The organism is Flagellimonas sp. (assembly GCF_965222555.1).
In the GTDB taxonomy this organism is placed as follows: Bacteria; Bacteroidota; Bacteroidia; order Flavobacteriales; family Flavobacteriaceae; genus Flagellimonas.
On record NZ_CBDCUG010000003.1, the window covers coordinates 202238 to 217803 of the forward strand.

Here is a 15566-nt window from a genome sequence, read left to right on the forward strand (position 1 = left end):
GTTAAGTTTTAGTTGATTCCAGCGCTTCCGCTTTCTTTTGTTCTTATTCGATAGGCTTCGATGACCTCGGAGATAAAAATTTTACCATCTCCCACACTTCCTGTACCCGCTGCCTCCAATAAAGTGTTGACCGTGCGCTCTAGAAAACTATCGGATACCACAATTACCAAATACCTCCTTTGGATATCCGAAGTACTGTATGTGATACCTCTGTACACATGCCCTTGTTTTTCATTTCCCACTCCGGTTACATCCCAGTAACTGAAAAAGTTTACCTCAATCCCATGAAGTGCTTTTTTGACCTCATCGAATTTTGATTTCCTAATAATTGCCTCGATTTTTTTCATAATTAAGTAGTTAATAGATGGTCAAATATATATTAATTACATTCTTACTATAAAAAAATAGGGGTATAATACATAATTTTTATACTTAATTAAAAAATGCCCCTATAATTTTAGGGGTATTGTATTATATAAATATGTTTTTTATGAAACGCACTATTGTTTTTTTAGTGCATGACTATAAATGAAGCGTTTTGGTTATAATAAATACCTATTCATTATAGGTGTTCAAAAACCATTAAAAAAATGAGTAGAAAATGTTTTATTGGCTAATCGCCGAGTCTGGATAGCCACAATCCAAGGGCAACAGCTATAATGCCAACTACGATACTGGCAATGGTATACAAGGAAAAATGAAACAGTTCACTGCTTTTCAATAAGCTGTGCTTCTCAAAGGCAAACGCGGAAAAAGTTGTGAACCCTCCGCAAAAACCTGTGGCTAAGAATAAGGTGTTGTTGGCAGATAAAAAATTGTTTTTAGCAGATACTCCTAAAATAATACCAATAAGAAGACAACCAACAATGTTGACTAAAAAAGTACCCAGAAAGAAATTTTGGAGTAAAAGATTAAGGGGCTTTGAAATTACATAGCGAAGAGCGCTACCTAATCCCCCACCTAAAAAAACAAGAAAAACCTGTTTCATACCTTAAAGGTACAAACTAAACAGCTTTCTTGTACTTGGTTTCAGAGGACTCTTGGGGGAAAAGTTTTGTGATAGAAGTCTCTGAAATTTTACGGGTAGTTTTTTTTAACCCATTACCTGCACCATTTACACTGAAAATCAGCAGTATTGCATTTATTGCAAGTAAAACAAAAAAGATTCCAAAAAATGTTGTCATTTCTCTTGGCTTGGTGTACTGCAAAAGTACGGCATTTCCTATAGTATACGTATTACACTCTGATAAAAGTTGTAAAACGCCTTATTTTTGTTGTAAATGCAAGCTTATTGTTAATTTTTAAGAAAGTATTTAATCAGGAACAGGATTACTACGAATGTTAAAAATGAAATCAAGACCCATTTAACCCCTTTGTAATTTTTTTTGTGCAGAGTTTTGTCCTTACTATAAGAGCTGACAATTACTCCAATAAAAACAACCACAAATAGGGCTGTAAAAATTAATTGTCCCGTGCTGAACATATTTTATATTTTTACGCAAAGCTAAATCAATTCAAGTATAATGGAAAGCAAAATAAAAGCTGTAGAGCAGTTTCATAATTCTTTTGGACTAGGGGTTTTGCAAAGACCAAAAGCCGATTTGGGAAAAGATAAGAACCAGTTGCGGTTTAACCTTATGGATGAGGAAAACAAGGAATATTTGGAAGCGGCCAACAACGGTGATTTGATTGAGGTGGCTGATGCCTTAGGTGATATGCTCTATATTTTATGTGGTACAATTTTAGAGCACGGCATGCAATATAAAATTGAAGAAGTCTTTGAAGAAATACAGCGAAGCAATATGAGCAAATTGGGTGAAAATGGAAAACCTATTTATCGTGAGGATGGAAAGGTGCTAAAAGGCCCCAATTATTTTAAACCGGACATTAAAGCAGTTTTGGATAAATAAAAAAGCGCCCCTAGGGGCGCTTTTTTATTTATCATACTTTAAATCTCCAGCCAAACTTATCCTCTGCCCGGTTGTATTGTATATCCGTAATTTGTTGTTTTAATTTAGAAGCATAACTATCACTAAGTTCTGGAAGATCGTAATCCGTTCCTTTATAACCAAATGCAGCTATGGGCGATACCACTGCAGCAGTTCCGGCCCCGAACATTTCTTTTAATGTTCCATTTTTGGCAGCTTCCACAACTTCAGTAACTGAAATTTTCCGAACCTCGGTTGCAATTCCTTGATCTTTGGCAATATCCAAAATACTTTTTCGGGTAATACCATCTAAAATACGATCACTGGTAGGTCCTGTGATCAAGGTGTCGTTGATACGTACAAAAATGTTCATGGCCCCTGCTTCCTCAATATACTCATGGGTGTTGTCATCCGTCCAGATAACCTGTTGGTATCCTTTATCCACGGCAAGCTGTGTTGGGTAAAACTGCCCCGCATAATTTCCTCCTGCTTTGGCATATCCAACACCACCATTGGCAGCTCTTGAATAGTTTTCTTCAATCAATACCTTTACTTTTCCAGAAAAATATGCTCCGGAGGGTGCACAAGCGATAATGAATTTATATTCATCCGCAGGTGAGGCATGGAAACCGGTTCCCGAAGCCAAGATAAAAGGCCTAATATATAAGGAACTACCTGGAGTTTGAGGAATCCAATCACTTTCCAATTGTAAAAGTGTTGTCAAGCCATCCATGAAAACGGATTCAGGTACCTCAGGTATGGCCAATCTTTTGGCAGATTTGTTCAATCGTTTAAAATTCTCCAAAGGTCTGAACAACCACGCTTCGCCGTTTTCATCTTTGTAAGCCTTCATCCCTTCAAAAATGGATTGGCCATAGTGGAATATCTTTGCTGACGGATCCAGTGACAGGGGCTGATATGGAACTATTTTTGGAGCTTTCCACTCCCCATCCACATAATCACAGACCAACATATGGTCCGTGTAAGTGCTTCCAAATGAAAGGTTTTCAAAATCAACCTCATGGATTTTTGATGTTTTTGCTTTTTCCACAGTAACAGTATTTGCCATTGTTTCCATATTACAAAGAATTAGAACCGATAAAATTAAACAATAAGCAACAGCATTGCTTACTTTTAATTAAAATTAAACAGTTTCTTTCTGAAATTTTACGATTTTTCCATTCTCTGATGTATTTAACATTTTTTATGCAGCTTGAACAAAGGAAAATAGATTCCAGTAATTAATTATCAGCAAAAATTTGCCAAAAACCTTGAAAAGAAGAATAATAACCACTGCGGACGGTTCAAAGACCATACAAATAGAGGATTGGGATGAACAATATCATTCCAAGCATGGGGCAATACAAGAAGCGTATCATGTTTTTATAGATCATGGTCTTATGTTGTTTCAAAATACCGCAATAAAGATTTTGGAGATTGGGTTTGGCACTGGGCTCAATGCCTTGATTACCTTAATGGAAATGGAAAAGCAAAACCTTCAAATTCAATATGTTGGGGTTGAGGCGTTTCCGGTATCAATGGAAGAGGTAGAACAATTGGAATATTGTATGCAATTAAATGCTCCGGAAAATCAATCACTTTTTGATAAAATGCATGCATCTGAATGGGAAAAGACCATATCAATCACATCAAATTTTTCTTTGCAAAAGCAGAAGAAAGATTTTAAATCGATAAACGATACTGACCTGTTCAACCTGATCTATTTTGATGCTTTTGGAGCTAGGGTTCAGCCAGAGCTATGGACCGAAGAAATATTCTTAAAAATGTACAACGCACTTCAAGAAAAAGGAGTGTTGGTGACCTATGCGGCCAAGGGTAGTGTTAGAAGAGCTTTGCAGGCAGTGGGTTTTACCGTGGAACGCTTGCCCGGTCCTCCTGGAAAACGGGAAATGTTACGGGCAGCAAAAACAAAGGAGTGATAAAATAGTGTTAATTGGCCTGGCAACTTTATGATAATTTAGTTTAAAGTATGCACATTTATGTTAAACCTAAATTAATGCCTCATAAACAGCTGTTTAAACCACTAAATTTGACTTAAAATGATGGTATGAAGGTGTTGATAACAGGAGCAACGGGATTGGTGGGCAAAGCTATTGTCAATGTACTACTTTCAAAAGGTGTAGCGGTAAACTATTTGACCACGAGTAAAAAGAAAATAGTTGCTTCCGATTTATATAATGGTTTCTATTGGAATCCTTCAAAAGGAGAAATGGATCATTCTTGCTTTGAAGGGGTTACGGCTATAGTGAATTTGGCTGGAGCAACCATTTCCAATCGTTGGTCGAGATTGTACAAGAAAAAAATTCGATCAAGTAGGGTAAACAGCCTTAAAACATTGTATGAAGGATTGGAAAAAATCGATGTCTCCCAAATTCAATCTTTTGTTTCTGCTTCTGCCATAGGGATTTATCCAAGTTCATCATCTAATTTTTATGATGAAGATGAGGAAAATATAGACCAGAGTTTTTTGGGAGAGGTGGTGCAACAATGGGAGCAAGAAGCTGACAAGTTCAACGAATTTAATTTCAATGTTGCCAAAATAAGAATAGGTATTGTGCTTTCAACATTGGGAGGAGCACTGCCGAAAATGGCTAGGCCCATCCAAAATTTTGTTGGAGCAGCTTTTGGTAGTGGAGACCAATGGCAATCCTGGATTCATGTGGATGATTTGGCACAATTGTTTGTTTTTGTCATTGAAAATAGGCTTAAGGGATCTTTCAATGCAGTTGCACCCAATCCTGTTACGAACACCAAAATGACCAAAGAACTGGCAAAAGTCCTTGATAGACCCTTAATTTTACCTAATATTCCCAAACTGGTCATGCGGGTTATTCTTGGCGAAATGTCCTATCTACTTTTTGCAAGTCATAGGGTTAGTAGTAAACGCATAGAAAAAAAAGGATTTGTCTTTCAATATCCAAATATAGGGTCGGCACTGGAGAACCTTTATCTTACCAAAAAAGAAGATGGAGAACCTGAGGAAACTACCTTGGATAAGGAGTTTGTTTAAGTTGTAACCTTTGACTTTCCGTTCAAGTATCCGCTCTAGGCGGATTTTTTAATGATTTGTGGTGACATTTTGACATTTTTGGACAATTGGCAGTACTTTTGCCTCTTCAAAAAAGGAAATAAAATTTACGGTTTATGAGCAAGAAAAGTAAGGTTGAGGAAATGGATGCGGAATTGAACGATTCCCAAACAATTGAAAATCCTGAACTGAGCGACGAAAATACAGAAGCGGAAGCTGGAACTGAGGAGGGGGAAGAACTTTCTGAGGAAGACCAGCTACGTGAAGATTTGGCAAAAGAAAAGGATAAGTTTTTGAGACTTTTTGCCGAGTTCGAAAATTTCAAGAAACGAACGTCCAAAGAGCGTATGGACCTTTTTAAAACTGCGGGACAAGAAGTTATAGTTTCGTTGTTACCAGTTTTGGATGATTTTGATAGAGCCCTTAAGGAAATTTCAAAATCTGAAGATAAAGAGATGTTCAAGGGAGTGGAGCTCATCAGTAATAAGTTAAAGGAGACATTAAAAGGCAAGGGATTGGAACAGGTTGAAGCAGGAGAAGGAGATGTTTTTGATGCCGAGGTCCATGATGCCATAACACAGATACCGGCTCCAAACAAAAAAATGAAAGGTAAAATAATAGATGTGGTTGAAAAAGGATTCAAACTTGGAGATCGCATCATACGACACCCAAAAGTGGTTGTTGGCAACTAAAAAAATATGAAGGAGGACTTTTATGAAATATTGGGTGTTTCCAAAGGCGCATCGGCTGCGGAAATAAAGAAGGCGTATAGAAAAAAAGCCATCGAGTTTCATCCTGATAAAAATCCAGGCGATACCAAGGCCGAGGAAATGTTCAAAAAAGCTGCGGAAGCCTATGAGGTACTGAGTGATCCTGATAAAAGAGCCAAGTATGACCAATTTGGACATGCAGCCTTTGAAGGAGGTGCCGGATTTGGCGGTGGAGGTATGAATATGGATGATATCTTCAGTCAGTTTGGAGATATTTTTGGTAGTGCTTTTGGCGGTGGTTTTAGCGGTTTTGGTGGTTTTGGCGGTGGCGGACAGCGACGCGTAAAGGGAAGCAATCTTCGTATTCGAGTGAAATTGACCCTTGAAGAGATTGCCAATGGTGTTGAGAAAAAAGTAAAGGTCAGAAGAAAAGTTCAGGCGGATGGTGTAACGTATAAAACCTGTCCTACCTGCAATGGTAGCGGCCAAGTCACCAAGATTACCAATACCATTTTGGGAAGAATGCAGACGGCCACCACCTGTAATTCATGTGGCGGAGCCGGGCAAACCATTGATAACAGACCTAGCGGTGCAGATGCTCAAGGCCTTAAAGTTGAGGAAGAGACTGTTTCCATAAAAATTCCACCAGGTGTTGAGGAAGGAATGCAGCTAAAAGTTACAGGAAAAGGAAATGGAGCGCCCGGCAATGGAGTTCCAGGAGATTTATTAGTAGCTATAGAAACCGTTGAGCATGATACCTTAAAAAGAGAAGGTGATAATTTACATTATGACCTTTACATTAGTTTTTCCGAAGCTGTTTTGGGAAGTTCAAAAGAGATTGATGCAGTTGGAGGAAAAGTCCGTATTAAATTGGAACCGGGTATTCAATCCGGAAAAATACTGAGGTTACGTGGTAAGGGTATTTCAAGTATAAATGGCTACGGAAGTGGTGATTTGTTGGTACATGTAAATGTATGGACCCCGAAAGAATTAAGTAGGGAACAGAAGGAATTTTTTGAGCGGATGCAGAATGATGAAAACTTTGTTCCAAAGCCCGAAAAATCAGATAAGTCCTTTTTTGAGAAAGTTAAAGATATGTTCTCCTAACAAATATTACTTTTCTGTTTAAGAAAAAAACGTATATTTGGAACTGATGTTGGGAAACCAACATCTAATTTTCTTTTTCATAGCAATTTTTTTCCCATCCTTGATTTTATTTAAGGGTGGGTTTTGTTTTTATAGGGATAGCGGTCTTTTTGGGCAAATACATATCTTTGAAAAAATTGTTTAAATGGATAACATCCTTGTTGCCAAAAACGTCTGCAAATCCTACGGAGACTTCACAGCACTGAGCAACATATCACTGGAAATACCTGAGAATTGCATTTATGGACTTTTAGGACCCAACGGGGCAGGAAAGACCACATTTATACGTATCATAAATCAAATAACATATCAAGATAGTGGGGAGATTTTGTTTAACGGTAACCCTTTGGCACCGGAACATATCTCGCTGATCGGTTATTTGCCAGAAGAAAGAGGCCTATACAAGAGTATGAAAGTGGGCGAACAAGCATTGTATTTGGCACAACTCAAGGGACTTTCTAAAGCCGATGCCAAGCAAAGATTGAAATATTGGTTTGATCGTTTGGATATAGGTGACTGGTGGAACAAAAAAGTCCAGGAGCTTTCCAAGGGAATGGCCCAGAAAATCCAATTCATAGTTACGATTTTGCATGAACCCAAACTGTTGATATTTGATGAACCTTTTAGTGGGTTTGACCCCATCAATGCCAATATCATAAAAGATGAAATCCTTCAACTTAAGGAAAAGGGCACATCCATCATCTTTTCTACGCACCGAATGGAATCTGTAGAAGAGCTCTGCGAATACATAGCCCTTATCCATAAATCGGAAAAAATATTGGATGGAAAGCTGTCCGATATCAAAAAAGCATATAAAAACAACATTTTCAATGTCGGATTGGAAATTCAGGGTGTGGGAGATGTTTTTATGAAGACATTGGAAGATAAGTTTCAAATCCTCTCCTCAAGTTTTGATGAAAAGGAAAAACAATTGGACTTTACGGTTCAGCTGCCCTCAAACCATACTACAGATGTACTTGCCCAGCTTTCCCAAAATGCGAACATCAATCGTTTTGAGGAAACTATTCCCTCGGCTAATGACATATTTATACAAACCGTAAATAATAAGGAGAATGATAGGTAAGTTGGGGTTGATCATTAAACGGGAGTATTTGGCCAAGGTGAGGAATAAATCCTTCATTGTCATGACCATATTGAGTCCTATTCTTATTGTGGGGATGATTGTGTTGATTGCCTATTTGACAAAGGTGAACGATAGCGAAAAAAGAATTATTTCCGTTCTTAATGAAAGTGAGTTTTTTCAGCAAGATTTCCAGATAACGGAAACAACATCCTATGTTCATTTTGAAAATCTTTCTTTGGAAGAAGCAAAGGATTCAACAATTTCATTGGGATATTATGGTTTACTCTACCTTCCAAATGAAAAGGATATGGAAGAAGTGGCAAAATCCACCTATTTATACACACAAGATAATCCCAATACACAGATAACCCAAAAACTGGAAGGCATCTTTCAAAAACAGCTGCGCCAAAAAAGATTGGGCAACCTTGGAGTATCTCCAGATCAATTTTCTGCAATTGAAAAAGGTTTTGAAATCAATTTGGCAACATTTGATGGCGAAAAAAGTATAAAAGGTATAAATGAGATAAAAGCATTTATAGGGGGAGCATTCGGATATGCCATTATGATGTTCATTATCATCTATGGAGGTTTTGTAATGCGGAGCGTAATTGAAGAAAAAACCAGTAGAATAATAGAGGTGATCATTTCTTCAGTAAAACCCTTTCAATTGATGTTGGGCAAAATAATCGGAACATCGTTGGCGGGGATAACACAGTTTACCATATGGATTATTTCCGCGTCACTGCTATTGTTTTTGGTGACACTATTCTTGGGGATAGATTTGGGACCCATTTTGAGTGAAACCCAGATGACCCCAGGGAATATTAATGGAATGGAACAATTACCAGGCCCATTGGATGGTGATATGATGTTATATGCCAAAGAAATTCTGGATATACCCTGGCTTCTTTTAATAGGCTCCTTTTTGATATATTTTATCATGGGCTATCTTATTTATAGCTCTATTTACGCGGCCATTGGTGCTGCGGTGGATAACGAAACGGATACACAACAATTCATATTTCCCATAATTTTGCCGTTGATGTTGGCCATTTATATTGGGTTCTTTTCTGTTTTTAGTAATCCGCATGGCCCAATCGCTGTAGGTTTTTCTTTATTCCCATTAACCTCCCCTATTGTTATGCTGATGAGACTTCCCGGAGGTATTGGCGAAGGAGGAGTACCTTTGTGGCAATTATTGTTGTCCATAGCATTATTGATTGGCACTTTTTTGGGAATAGTGTCTTTGGCGGCCAAAATTTATAGGGTAGGAATATTGATGTACGGCAAAAGACCTACGTATAAGGAATTATTCAAATGGTTAAGATATTAACATGATGCAGGAAGGAACCAATGAAATAAAAGAAATTATTCAGGAGGACATTTGGGGTTCCATAAAGGAATTTATGAACCTTGGGATTCATCTGGGTGAAGGCGAAAAATCTATTCACCTTACGATTGGGTTGCTTTTACTTTTAGCAGTTGCCTTTGTGGTGACCAAGTTTTTATTGAAATGGGTTAGACACCTCCTTACCCGAAAAATGGAGCAAGAAGACAGGCAGAAATTTTCTAGTGTCTTCAAGTTTACCAACTACGTAATCTATTTAATTGTGGTTTTGGTGACCTTGAGTGCTGCTGGGATTGATATTACAATCGTCATTACGGCCTCTGCCGCACTGTTTGTGGGATTGGGGCTAGCACTGCAAGAACTGTTTCAAGATATCCTTGCAGGGATATTGATCATAGTGGATAAATCCTTGCAGGTCGGGGATATTGTTGAGGTGGATGGAAAAGTGGGCAAGGTTTTCGAAATTAAGTTGCGGACTACCAGGGCCATAACCCGCGATGATAAAGTGGTTATTATCCCAAACCATAAGTTTATCAGTGATATCATACACAACTATACCCAAAACCATAGAACTACACGTGAGAGTGTAAATGTGGGAGTGGCATATGGTAGTGATGTGGAGTTGGTCACACAACTATTGGAGGAAGTGGCCCATGAGCAAAAACAGGTATTAAAGAACCCAAAACCGTTTGTGCTTTTTGATGATTTTGGAGATTCAGCGTTGTTATTTTCTCTTCATTTTTTCACCAACGACAGTTTTAGGGACCCTAAGATAAAAAGTGATATCCGATATAAGATAAATACGAAGTTTCTAGAAAATAACGTTAGCATTCCATTCCCACAACGAGATGTACATATATTCCAGGACCAAAAACCGTTAAGACAATAGGAAATTTACCATATCATAAAGCAGTTTGGATGCTCTGTTTTTCCTTAATGGTCTTCTGCAGTCATAAAGGATTTAGCCAAAGTTCAGACGTTTTTAGGTTAGAATACTTGAATATTCCTGAAAACGACTCGGGCATTAAGACCCAACGATACAAGCTATTGTTCAATTTGCCCATTAAATTGAATGAAAAAAAAGATTACCTAATAGCCGGTCTGGAATACAATAAGCTAGATGTTGGCTATTCCAGAAATTTTCCCTTTGACCAAAGCGAATTAAATAGGTTTCACATTGCTGATTTGAACCTAGGTTTTATAACCAAATGGAATGAAAACTGGAATTTGGTTACCATAGTTACACCCAGATTGGCATCTAATTTTGTCAATGGGGCCATGACGAGTGATTTTTTTCTAAATGCAACAGCAACATTTTGGAAAGAAAAACCCAATGCCGATAAACCTTTTAGAATAGTTCTTGGACTATCTTACAACAGTACTACGGGCCTCCCGGTTCCATTGCCACTAGTGAGCTATTATCGTAGATTTCATCCCAAATGGTCCTTTACCCTGGGTATCCCCAGATCAACTTTTAAACATCATATTTCCAAAAAACATACTTTGGAAATGGCACTATTATTGGATGGCTATTTCATAAATGTCCAAAACGACATTGTTTTACCAGATAATCAATTGGGGTCAAAAATTTCCCTTTCAGCATTGGTAGGAGCGCTAGGATATCAATACAACATATCCAAACGTATGTCCCTATATATTTTGGCGGGACGATCTTTTGAGCAAGAAGGGAAACTCAGAAATGATAAAAGAGGGGATGTTTTTTTATTAAATGATGAAGCAAATCTATATATTAGAACAGGTTTCAAAATTGGAATTTTTTAAATAGCGAAGTATGTCAAAGATTTTGGTAATTGAGGATGAATCTGCCATTAGAAGGGTATTGGTGAAGATTTTGAGTGAAGAAAGCGATACCTACAACGTTAATGAGGCAGAAGATGGTCTTAGGGGGATTGAAGCGATTAAAAAAGAGGATTTTGACTTAGTACTTTGTGACATAAAAATGCCCAAAATGGATGGGGTTGAAGTACTGGAGGCAGCGAGGAAAATAAAACCTGAAATCCCGTTTATTATGATTTCAGGTCATGGAGATTTGGATACTGCCGTAAATACCATGCGTCTTGGAGCCTTTGATTACATTTCCAAACCCCCGGATTTAAACCGTTTGTTGACCACGGTAAGAAATGCGTTAGATCGCAAGGAATTGGTCGTGGAAAACAAGATTTTAAAGAAAAAGGTCTCCAAAAACTATGAAATGGTGGGGGAGAGCGATGAAATTGGAGTAATCAAGGATATGATAGAAAAGGTGGCCCCAACGGATGCTCGGGTGCTGATTACAGGGCCAAATGGCACCGGAAAAGAGCTGGTGGCACATTGGTTGCATGAAAAAAGTGCTCGTTCGTCTGCCCCGTTTATTGAGGTGAACTGCGCCGCTATTCCTTCGGAATTGATTGAAAGCGAGCTTTTTGGACATGTTAAAGGTGCATTTACCTCTGCAGTAAAGGACCGTGCAGGAAAATTCGAGGCAGCTAACAAAGGGACTATTTTCTTGGACGAAATTGGCGATATGAGTCTTTCGGCCCAGGCTAAAGTACTTCAGGGCGCTTCAAGAAAACAAAATTTCACGTGTCGGTACCGACAAGGACATTAAAGTGGATGTTCGGGTATTGGCGGCAACCAACAAGGACCTTAAAAAGGAAATCGCCGATGGAAAGTTCAGAGAAGATTTATACCACAGATTGGCGGTCATACTTATCAAAGTACCAGCATCTAAATGATAGGAGGGATGATATTCCCATCTTGATCGAACACTTTTCAAAAAAGATTGCATCGGAACAAGGAACTGCAACCAAAGATTTCTCCAAAAAAGCAATCGACCTATTAAAAGGTTATGACTGGACTGGAAATGTACGAGAGCTACGCAATGTTGTTGAACGATTGATCATTCTTGGCGGAAAAGAAGTCTCCGAGGAAGATGTAAAACTTTTTGCCAGCAAATAGTTTAATTAATCCTCAGTGCATTCCCCAATGCGTAAAAGGGCATCGTGTGTAATGGTCTTAACACGTTGGTGATATTGCTTTTTAGGTTCGGATAGGCCTGTGTTCAGCAATGTTAAACGTGCTTCTTCATGAATTCTGGAAACATATTTCAGGGCAGATGAACAATCCACTTCACGTATAACTTTGTCCAAGGAGTTTTCAAACCCCAACAAACAGCTATGAACCTGCTCTTCGGAAAGTTTTCCATGGGTCAGCATAGCACCATGGTCATAGATGGCATTTTTGGTATTCAATACCAATACATTATTACCATAGGAACTGGAAAAATCTTGTTCAAAGGATTTTAGCACTTTTATCCCAATTTCAGTGCTCTCCAATGCATTGTGCAAAGATTTTTTCGACATCTCAAAAGATTCAGCTTTTGTTGCCTTTTTAAGATGAAGAAGCGCTTTTTCCAAGCTCTCGATAGTGCCTTCGCAACCACAATCTATAAAGTTGGACTTTGTTTTTTCAATGCCGTTCAATGCCTTGTACGCATGATATTTGGAGATTTCAAAATCATTGGCAATTATAGCCGATTGCGTCTGGGTTTTTATGTACTCCAGATTGGAATTTGCATATTCGCAAGCATTTCGGGTAGTAAACGAAGCCATAAGTAATAGGCCAAGAATGCCTAAAACAAAGACTATAAAGAGAATAATCTTTTTTGCTTTCATAACGCTAGATTTGGGACAGTGCGTCTTATGTTTCCTACTAAATTACAGGAAGAATCGTCTGAGGGTAAAAAAAATCGATAAAACACAGACTAAAACTGCCAAATGTAAAAAGAATCGTTGAATGGTAGTTTTTAGGGGATGGTTGAAGGAATGACCAAAAAAAGCTATATTCATTCTCATGGAAAAAATCGATATAGGCCCTTACAAAGTCAAAAATCCCGTAAAACTTGCTGAAAAAAGCACATTTCAGGATTTTGGTAGCACAGATAAAGCACTTAAAAAGGAATTGGAAGAGATTAGGGAAGACCTAGGTAAATTTCAAGATATACTTTACGCCCATGGAAAATATGGGGTTTTGGTCTGCTTGCAAGGGATGGATACTTCTGGCAAGGATAGTTTAATAAGAGAGGTTTTCAAAGATTTTAATGCAAGAGGCGTAGTGGTACACAGTTTTAAGGTGCCTACAGAGCTTGAATTGAAGCATGATTACCTATGGCGTCATTATATTGCGTTACCGGCACGAGGTAAGTTCAGCGTTTTTAACAGAACCCACTATGAAAACGTTTTGGTAACCAAAGTGCATCCCGAGTATATTTTGGGTGAGAACATTCCTGGAGTCGAATCCTTAACTGATATTGATGAGGCATTTTGGGAAAACAGATATCGGCAGATCAATGACTTTGAAAGACACATTTCTGAAAACGGAACCCTGATTTTCAAGTTTTTCCTTCATTTATCCAAAGAAGAACAGCGCCAGCGACTATTGCGCAGGCTTCGATTAAAGGAAAAAAACTGGAAATTTTCCGCTGGAGATCTTAAAGAGCGAAAATTATGGGATAGTTATCAATCCTGTTACGAAGAGGCCATCAATAAAACATCCAAACCCCATGCACCATGGTATGTGGTTCCGGCAGATAATAAGAAAGCGGCCCGACTTATAGTAGCCAGTATTTTATTGCAAGCGTTAAAAAAGTACAAAGATGTGGAAGAACCCGAGTTGGATGAAAAAATAAAAGCTAATTTAGAAACCTTTAAACAAGAATTGGAAAAAGAAACCGAATGAGAACACTCTTACTTTTATCCCTTTTATTGGTCAGTACCCCTTTCTTTGCGCAGTCTGATGATGAAAAACAGATTAGGGCCATCTATGACCAAGCCCTGACCAATGGAAAAGCATATGATTGGTTAAATCACCTATCCAACCAAATTGGAGGCCGTCTTTCAGGTTCTGTTCAAGCACAACAGGCCGTGGACTATACCAAAGGACAATTGGATTCCTTGGGACTGGATAAAGTATGGCTACAACCCGTTATGGTGCCCAAATGGGTCAGGGGCACCCCAGAGTTTGCCTATATTGAGACCAAACCAGGGTTGACCACCAATGTTCCCATTTGCGCCCTTGGAGGTTCCGTAGCCACTCCAGATAGAGGGATAAAGGCCAATATTGTTGAGGTAAAGGGCATTGAGGACCTTAAAAAACTCGGGAGGGAAAAGATTGAAGGAAAAATAGTGTTCTATAACAGACCGATGGATGCCACCAAAATAAGCACTTTTGCATCATACTCCGGTTGTGTAGACCAAAGATATTCTGGAGCTGCGGAGGCGGGTAAATATGGGGCAGCAGGAGTTATTGTACGCTCTATGACCCTACGTTTGGACGATTATCCACATACAGGATCTATGAGTTATGGGGACACTCCGGTTTCTGAGAGGGTCCCAGCTGCAGCCATTAGTACCAAAGGTGCTGAATTGTTGAGTACCACGCTGACATTAAACCCAGATATTAAATTCTACTTTAAACAAAACTGCAAACAGTTTGAAGATGTGGAGTCCTATAATGTTATTGGAGAAATAACAGGTTCTACCTATCCCAATGAAGTCATGGTTGTTGGCGGACATCTGGATTCTTGGGATTTGGGTGATGGCTCACATGATGATGGCGCCGGATGCGTGCAGAGCATGGACGTGCTCCGATTGTTGAAAGAAACGGGATATAGACCCAAACGCACCCTTCGGGTGATATTGTTTATGAACGAAGAAAATGGTCTGCGGGGCGGTAACAAATATGCCGAAGTGGCCCAACAGAAAAATGAAAAGCACATTTTTGCGTTGGAAAGTGATTCAGGAGGGTTTACCCCAAGAGGTTTCTCTTTTGATTGTTCTGAGGAAAACTTGAAACAAGTCCAAAGTTGGAAAAGCCTGTTTGAACCTTACCTTATCCACATGTTTGTAAAAGGATATAGCGGAGCCGATATTGGACCGTTAAAAAGTGAAGATTTGGTTTTGGCCGGCCTACGACCAGACTCGCAACGCTATTTTGACCATCACCATGCTGAAAATGATACTTTTGAGCACGTAAACAAACGTGAATTGGAGTTGGGTGCTGCTACTATGGCCAGTTTGGTGTATCTAATAGATAAATATGGGACGATTACCTCTGCCAGGATAAAAGGGTAGTTAAAGAAGATATCTTTCTTTGATGATGTTGATATGGTGCCTTTCATGACCAATGACGGATTTAAGAAAATCTTCAAGGGTAACCTCGTGTTGTCGTGCTGTTCCTTTTAGTTTTAGTTGATTTTTGGATAATGTTCCAACAAAACTTAAAGATGCCTTTCTAACATTGA

Annotated in this window: 16 protein-coding genes and 1 pseudogene; 12 read left to right on the plus strand and 5 right to left on the minus strand. The window is 38.7% G+C overall.

The window, feature by feature from the left end:
- Positions 1 to 8: 8 nt before the first annotated feature.
- The 3 genes from ACOQO1_RS04385 to ACOQO1_RS04395 form a co-directional block, all read right to left on the minus strand.
- Positions 9 to 347, minus strand: coding sequence for a P-II family nitrogen regulator (locus ACOQO1_RS04385; protein WP_420601642.1), 339 nt, complete (start codon positions 345 to 347; stop codon positions 9 to 11).
- Between the two features lie 266 nt (positions 348 to 613).
- Positions 614 to 988, minus strand: a complete 375-nt coding sequence (crcB, locus tag ACOQO1_RS04390; RefSeq protein WP_420601643.1) for a fluoride efflux transporter CrcB — start codon at positions 986 to 988, stop codon at positions 614 to 616.
- 16 nt (positions 989 to 1004) lie between these two features.
- On the minus strand, positions 1005 to 1184 hold the full coding sequence (locus ACOQO1_RS04395; protein ID WP_420601644.1) for a hypothetical protein: 180 nt from the start codon (positions 1182 to 1184) through the stop codon (positions 1005 to 1007).
- 339 nt (positions 1185 to 1523) lie between these two features.
- On the opposite strand from ACOQO1_RS04395, the gene ACOQO1_RS04400 reads away from it, so the two are divergent.
- Complete coding sequence (locus tag ACOQO1_RS04400; protein WP_420601645.1) at positions 1524 to 1910, plus strand: hypothetical protein; 387 nt, start codon at positions 1524 to 1526, stop codon at positions 1908 to 1910.
- Between the two features lie 31 nt (positions 1911 to 1941).
- Here the strand turns inward: ACOQO1_RS04400 and ACOQO1_RS04405 are convergent, their stop codons facing one another.
- Positions 1942 to 3006: a branched-chain amino acid aminotransferase gene (locus ACOQO1_RS04405; protein WP_420601646.1), complete on the minus strand. Its 1065-nt coding sequence runs from the start codon at positions 3004 to 3006 to the stop codon at positions 1942 to 1944.
- 193 nt (positions 3007 to 3199) lie between these two features.
- On the opposite strand from ACOQO1_RS04405, the gene mnmD reads away from it, so the two are divergent.
- The 9 genes and pseudogenes from mnmD (at position 3200) to ACOQO1_RS04450 (ending at position 12223) form a co-directional block, all read left to right on the plus strand.
- Positions 3200 to 3868, plus strand: coding sequence for a tRNA (5-methylaminomethyl-2-thiouridine)(34)-methyltransferase MnmD (gene mnmD, locus ACOQO1_RS04410; protein WP_420601647.1), 669 nt, complete (start codon positions 3200 to 3202; stop codon positions 3866 to 3868).
- A gap of 128 nt (positions 3869 to 3996) precedes the next feature.
- Positions 3997 to 4959, plus strand: coding sequence for a TIGR01777 family oxidoreductase (locus ACOQO1_RS04415; protein ID WP_420601648.1), 963 nt, complete (start codon positions 3997 to 3999; stop codon positions 4957 to 4959).
- A 134-nt stretch (positions 4960 to 5093) separates the two neighbouring features.
- Complete coding sequence (locus tag ACOQO1_RS04420) at positions 5094 to 5669, plus strand: nucleotide exchange factor GrpE (protein ID WP_420601649.1); 576 nt, start codon at positions 5094 to 5096, stop codon at positions 5667 to 5669.
- 6 nt (positions 5670 to 5675) lie between these two features.
- Complete coding sequence (gene dnaJ, locus ACOQO1_RS04425) at positions 5676 to 6794, plus strand: molecular chaperone DnaJ (RefSeq protein ID WP_420601650.1); 1119 nt, start codon at positions 5676 to 5678, stop codon at positions 6792 to 6794.
- Between the two features lie 184 nt (positions 6795 to 6978).
- Positions 6979 to 7917 carry an ABC transporter ATP-binding protein gene (locus ACOQO1_RS04430; RefSeq protein WP_420601651.1) on the plus strand — a complete coding sequence of 313 codons (939 nt, stop codon included), beginning with the start codon at positions 6979 to 6981 and terminating at the stop codon, positions 7915 to 7917.
- On the plus strand, positions 7910 to 9250 hold the full coding sequence (locus ACOQO1_RS04435; protein WP_420601660.1) for an ABC transporter permease: 1341 nt from the start codon (positions 7910 to 7912) through the stop codon (positions 9248 to 9250). Before ACOQO1_RS04430 ends, ACOQO1_RS04435 begins: the two co-directional genes overlap by 8 nt.
- Before the next feature lies 1 nt (position 9251).
- Positions 9252 to 10154, plus strand: a complete 903-nt coding sequence (locus ACOQO1_RS04440) for a mechanosensitive ion channel family protein (RefSeq protein ID WP_420601652.1) — start codon at positions 9252 to 9254, stop codon at positions 10152 to 10154.
- A 29-nt stretch (positions 10155 to 10183) separates the two neighbouring features.
- Positions 10184 to 11047: a DUF6268 family outer membrane beta-barrel protein gene (locus ACOQO1_RS04445; protein ID WP_420601653.1), complete on the plus strand. Its 864-nt coding sequence runs from the start codon at positions 10184 to 10186 to the stop codon at positions 11045 to 11047.
- Between the two features lie 10 nt (positions 11048 to 11057).
- A pseudogene (locus ACOQO1_RS04450) lies at positions 11058 to 12223 on the plus strand (sigma-54-dependent transcriptional regulator).
- A 5-nt stretch (positions 12224 to 12228) separates the two neighbouring features.
- On the opposite strand, the gene ACOQO1_RS04455 reads toward ACOQO1_RS04450, so the two are convergent.
- Positions 12229 to 12939 (minus strand): hypothetical protein, encoded by a 711-nt coding sequence (locus ACOQO1_RS04455; RefSeq protein WP_420601654.1) that lies wholly within the window; start codon positions 12937 to 12939, stop codon positions 12229 to 12231.
- A 178-nt stretch (positions 12940 to 13117) separates the two neighbouring features.
- On the opposite strand from ACOQO1_RS04455, the gene ACOQO1_RS04460 reads away from it, so the two are divergent.
- Positions 13118 to 14002 (plus strand): PPK2 family polyphosphate kinase, encoded by an 885-nt coding sequence (locus tag ACOQO1_RS04460; RefSeq protein WP_420601655.1) that lies wholly within the window; start codon positions 13118 to 13120, stop codon positions 14000 to 14002.
- Positions 13999 to 15396 (plus strand): M20/M25/M40 family metallo-hydrolase, encoded by a 1398-nt coding sequence (locus ACOQO1_RS04465; protein ID WP_420601656.1) that lies wholly within the window; start codon positions 13999 to 14001, stop codon positions 15394 to 15396. The genes ACOQO1_RS04460 and ACOQO1_RS04465 overlap by 4 nt, the downstream gene beginning before the upstream one ends.
- The last annotated feature ends 170 nt before the right edge of the window (positions 15397 to 15566 follow it).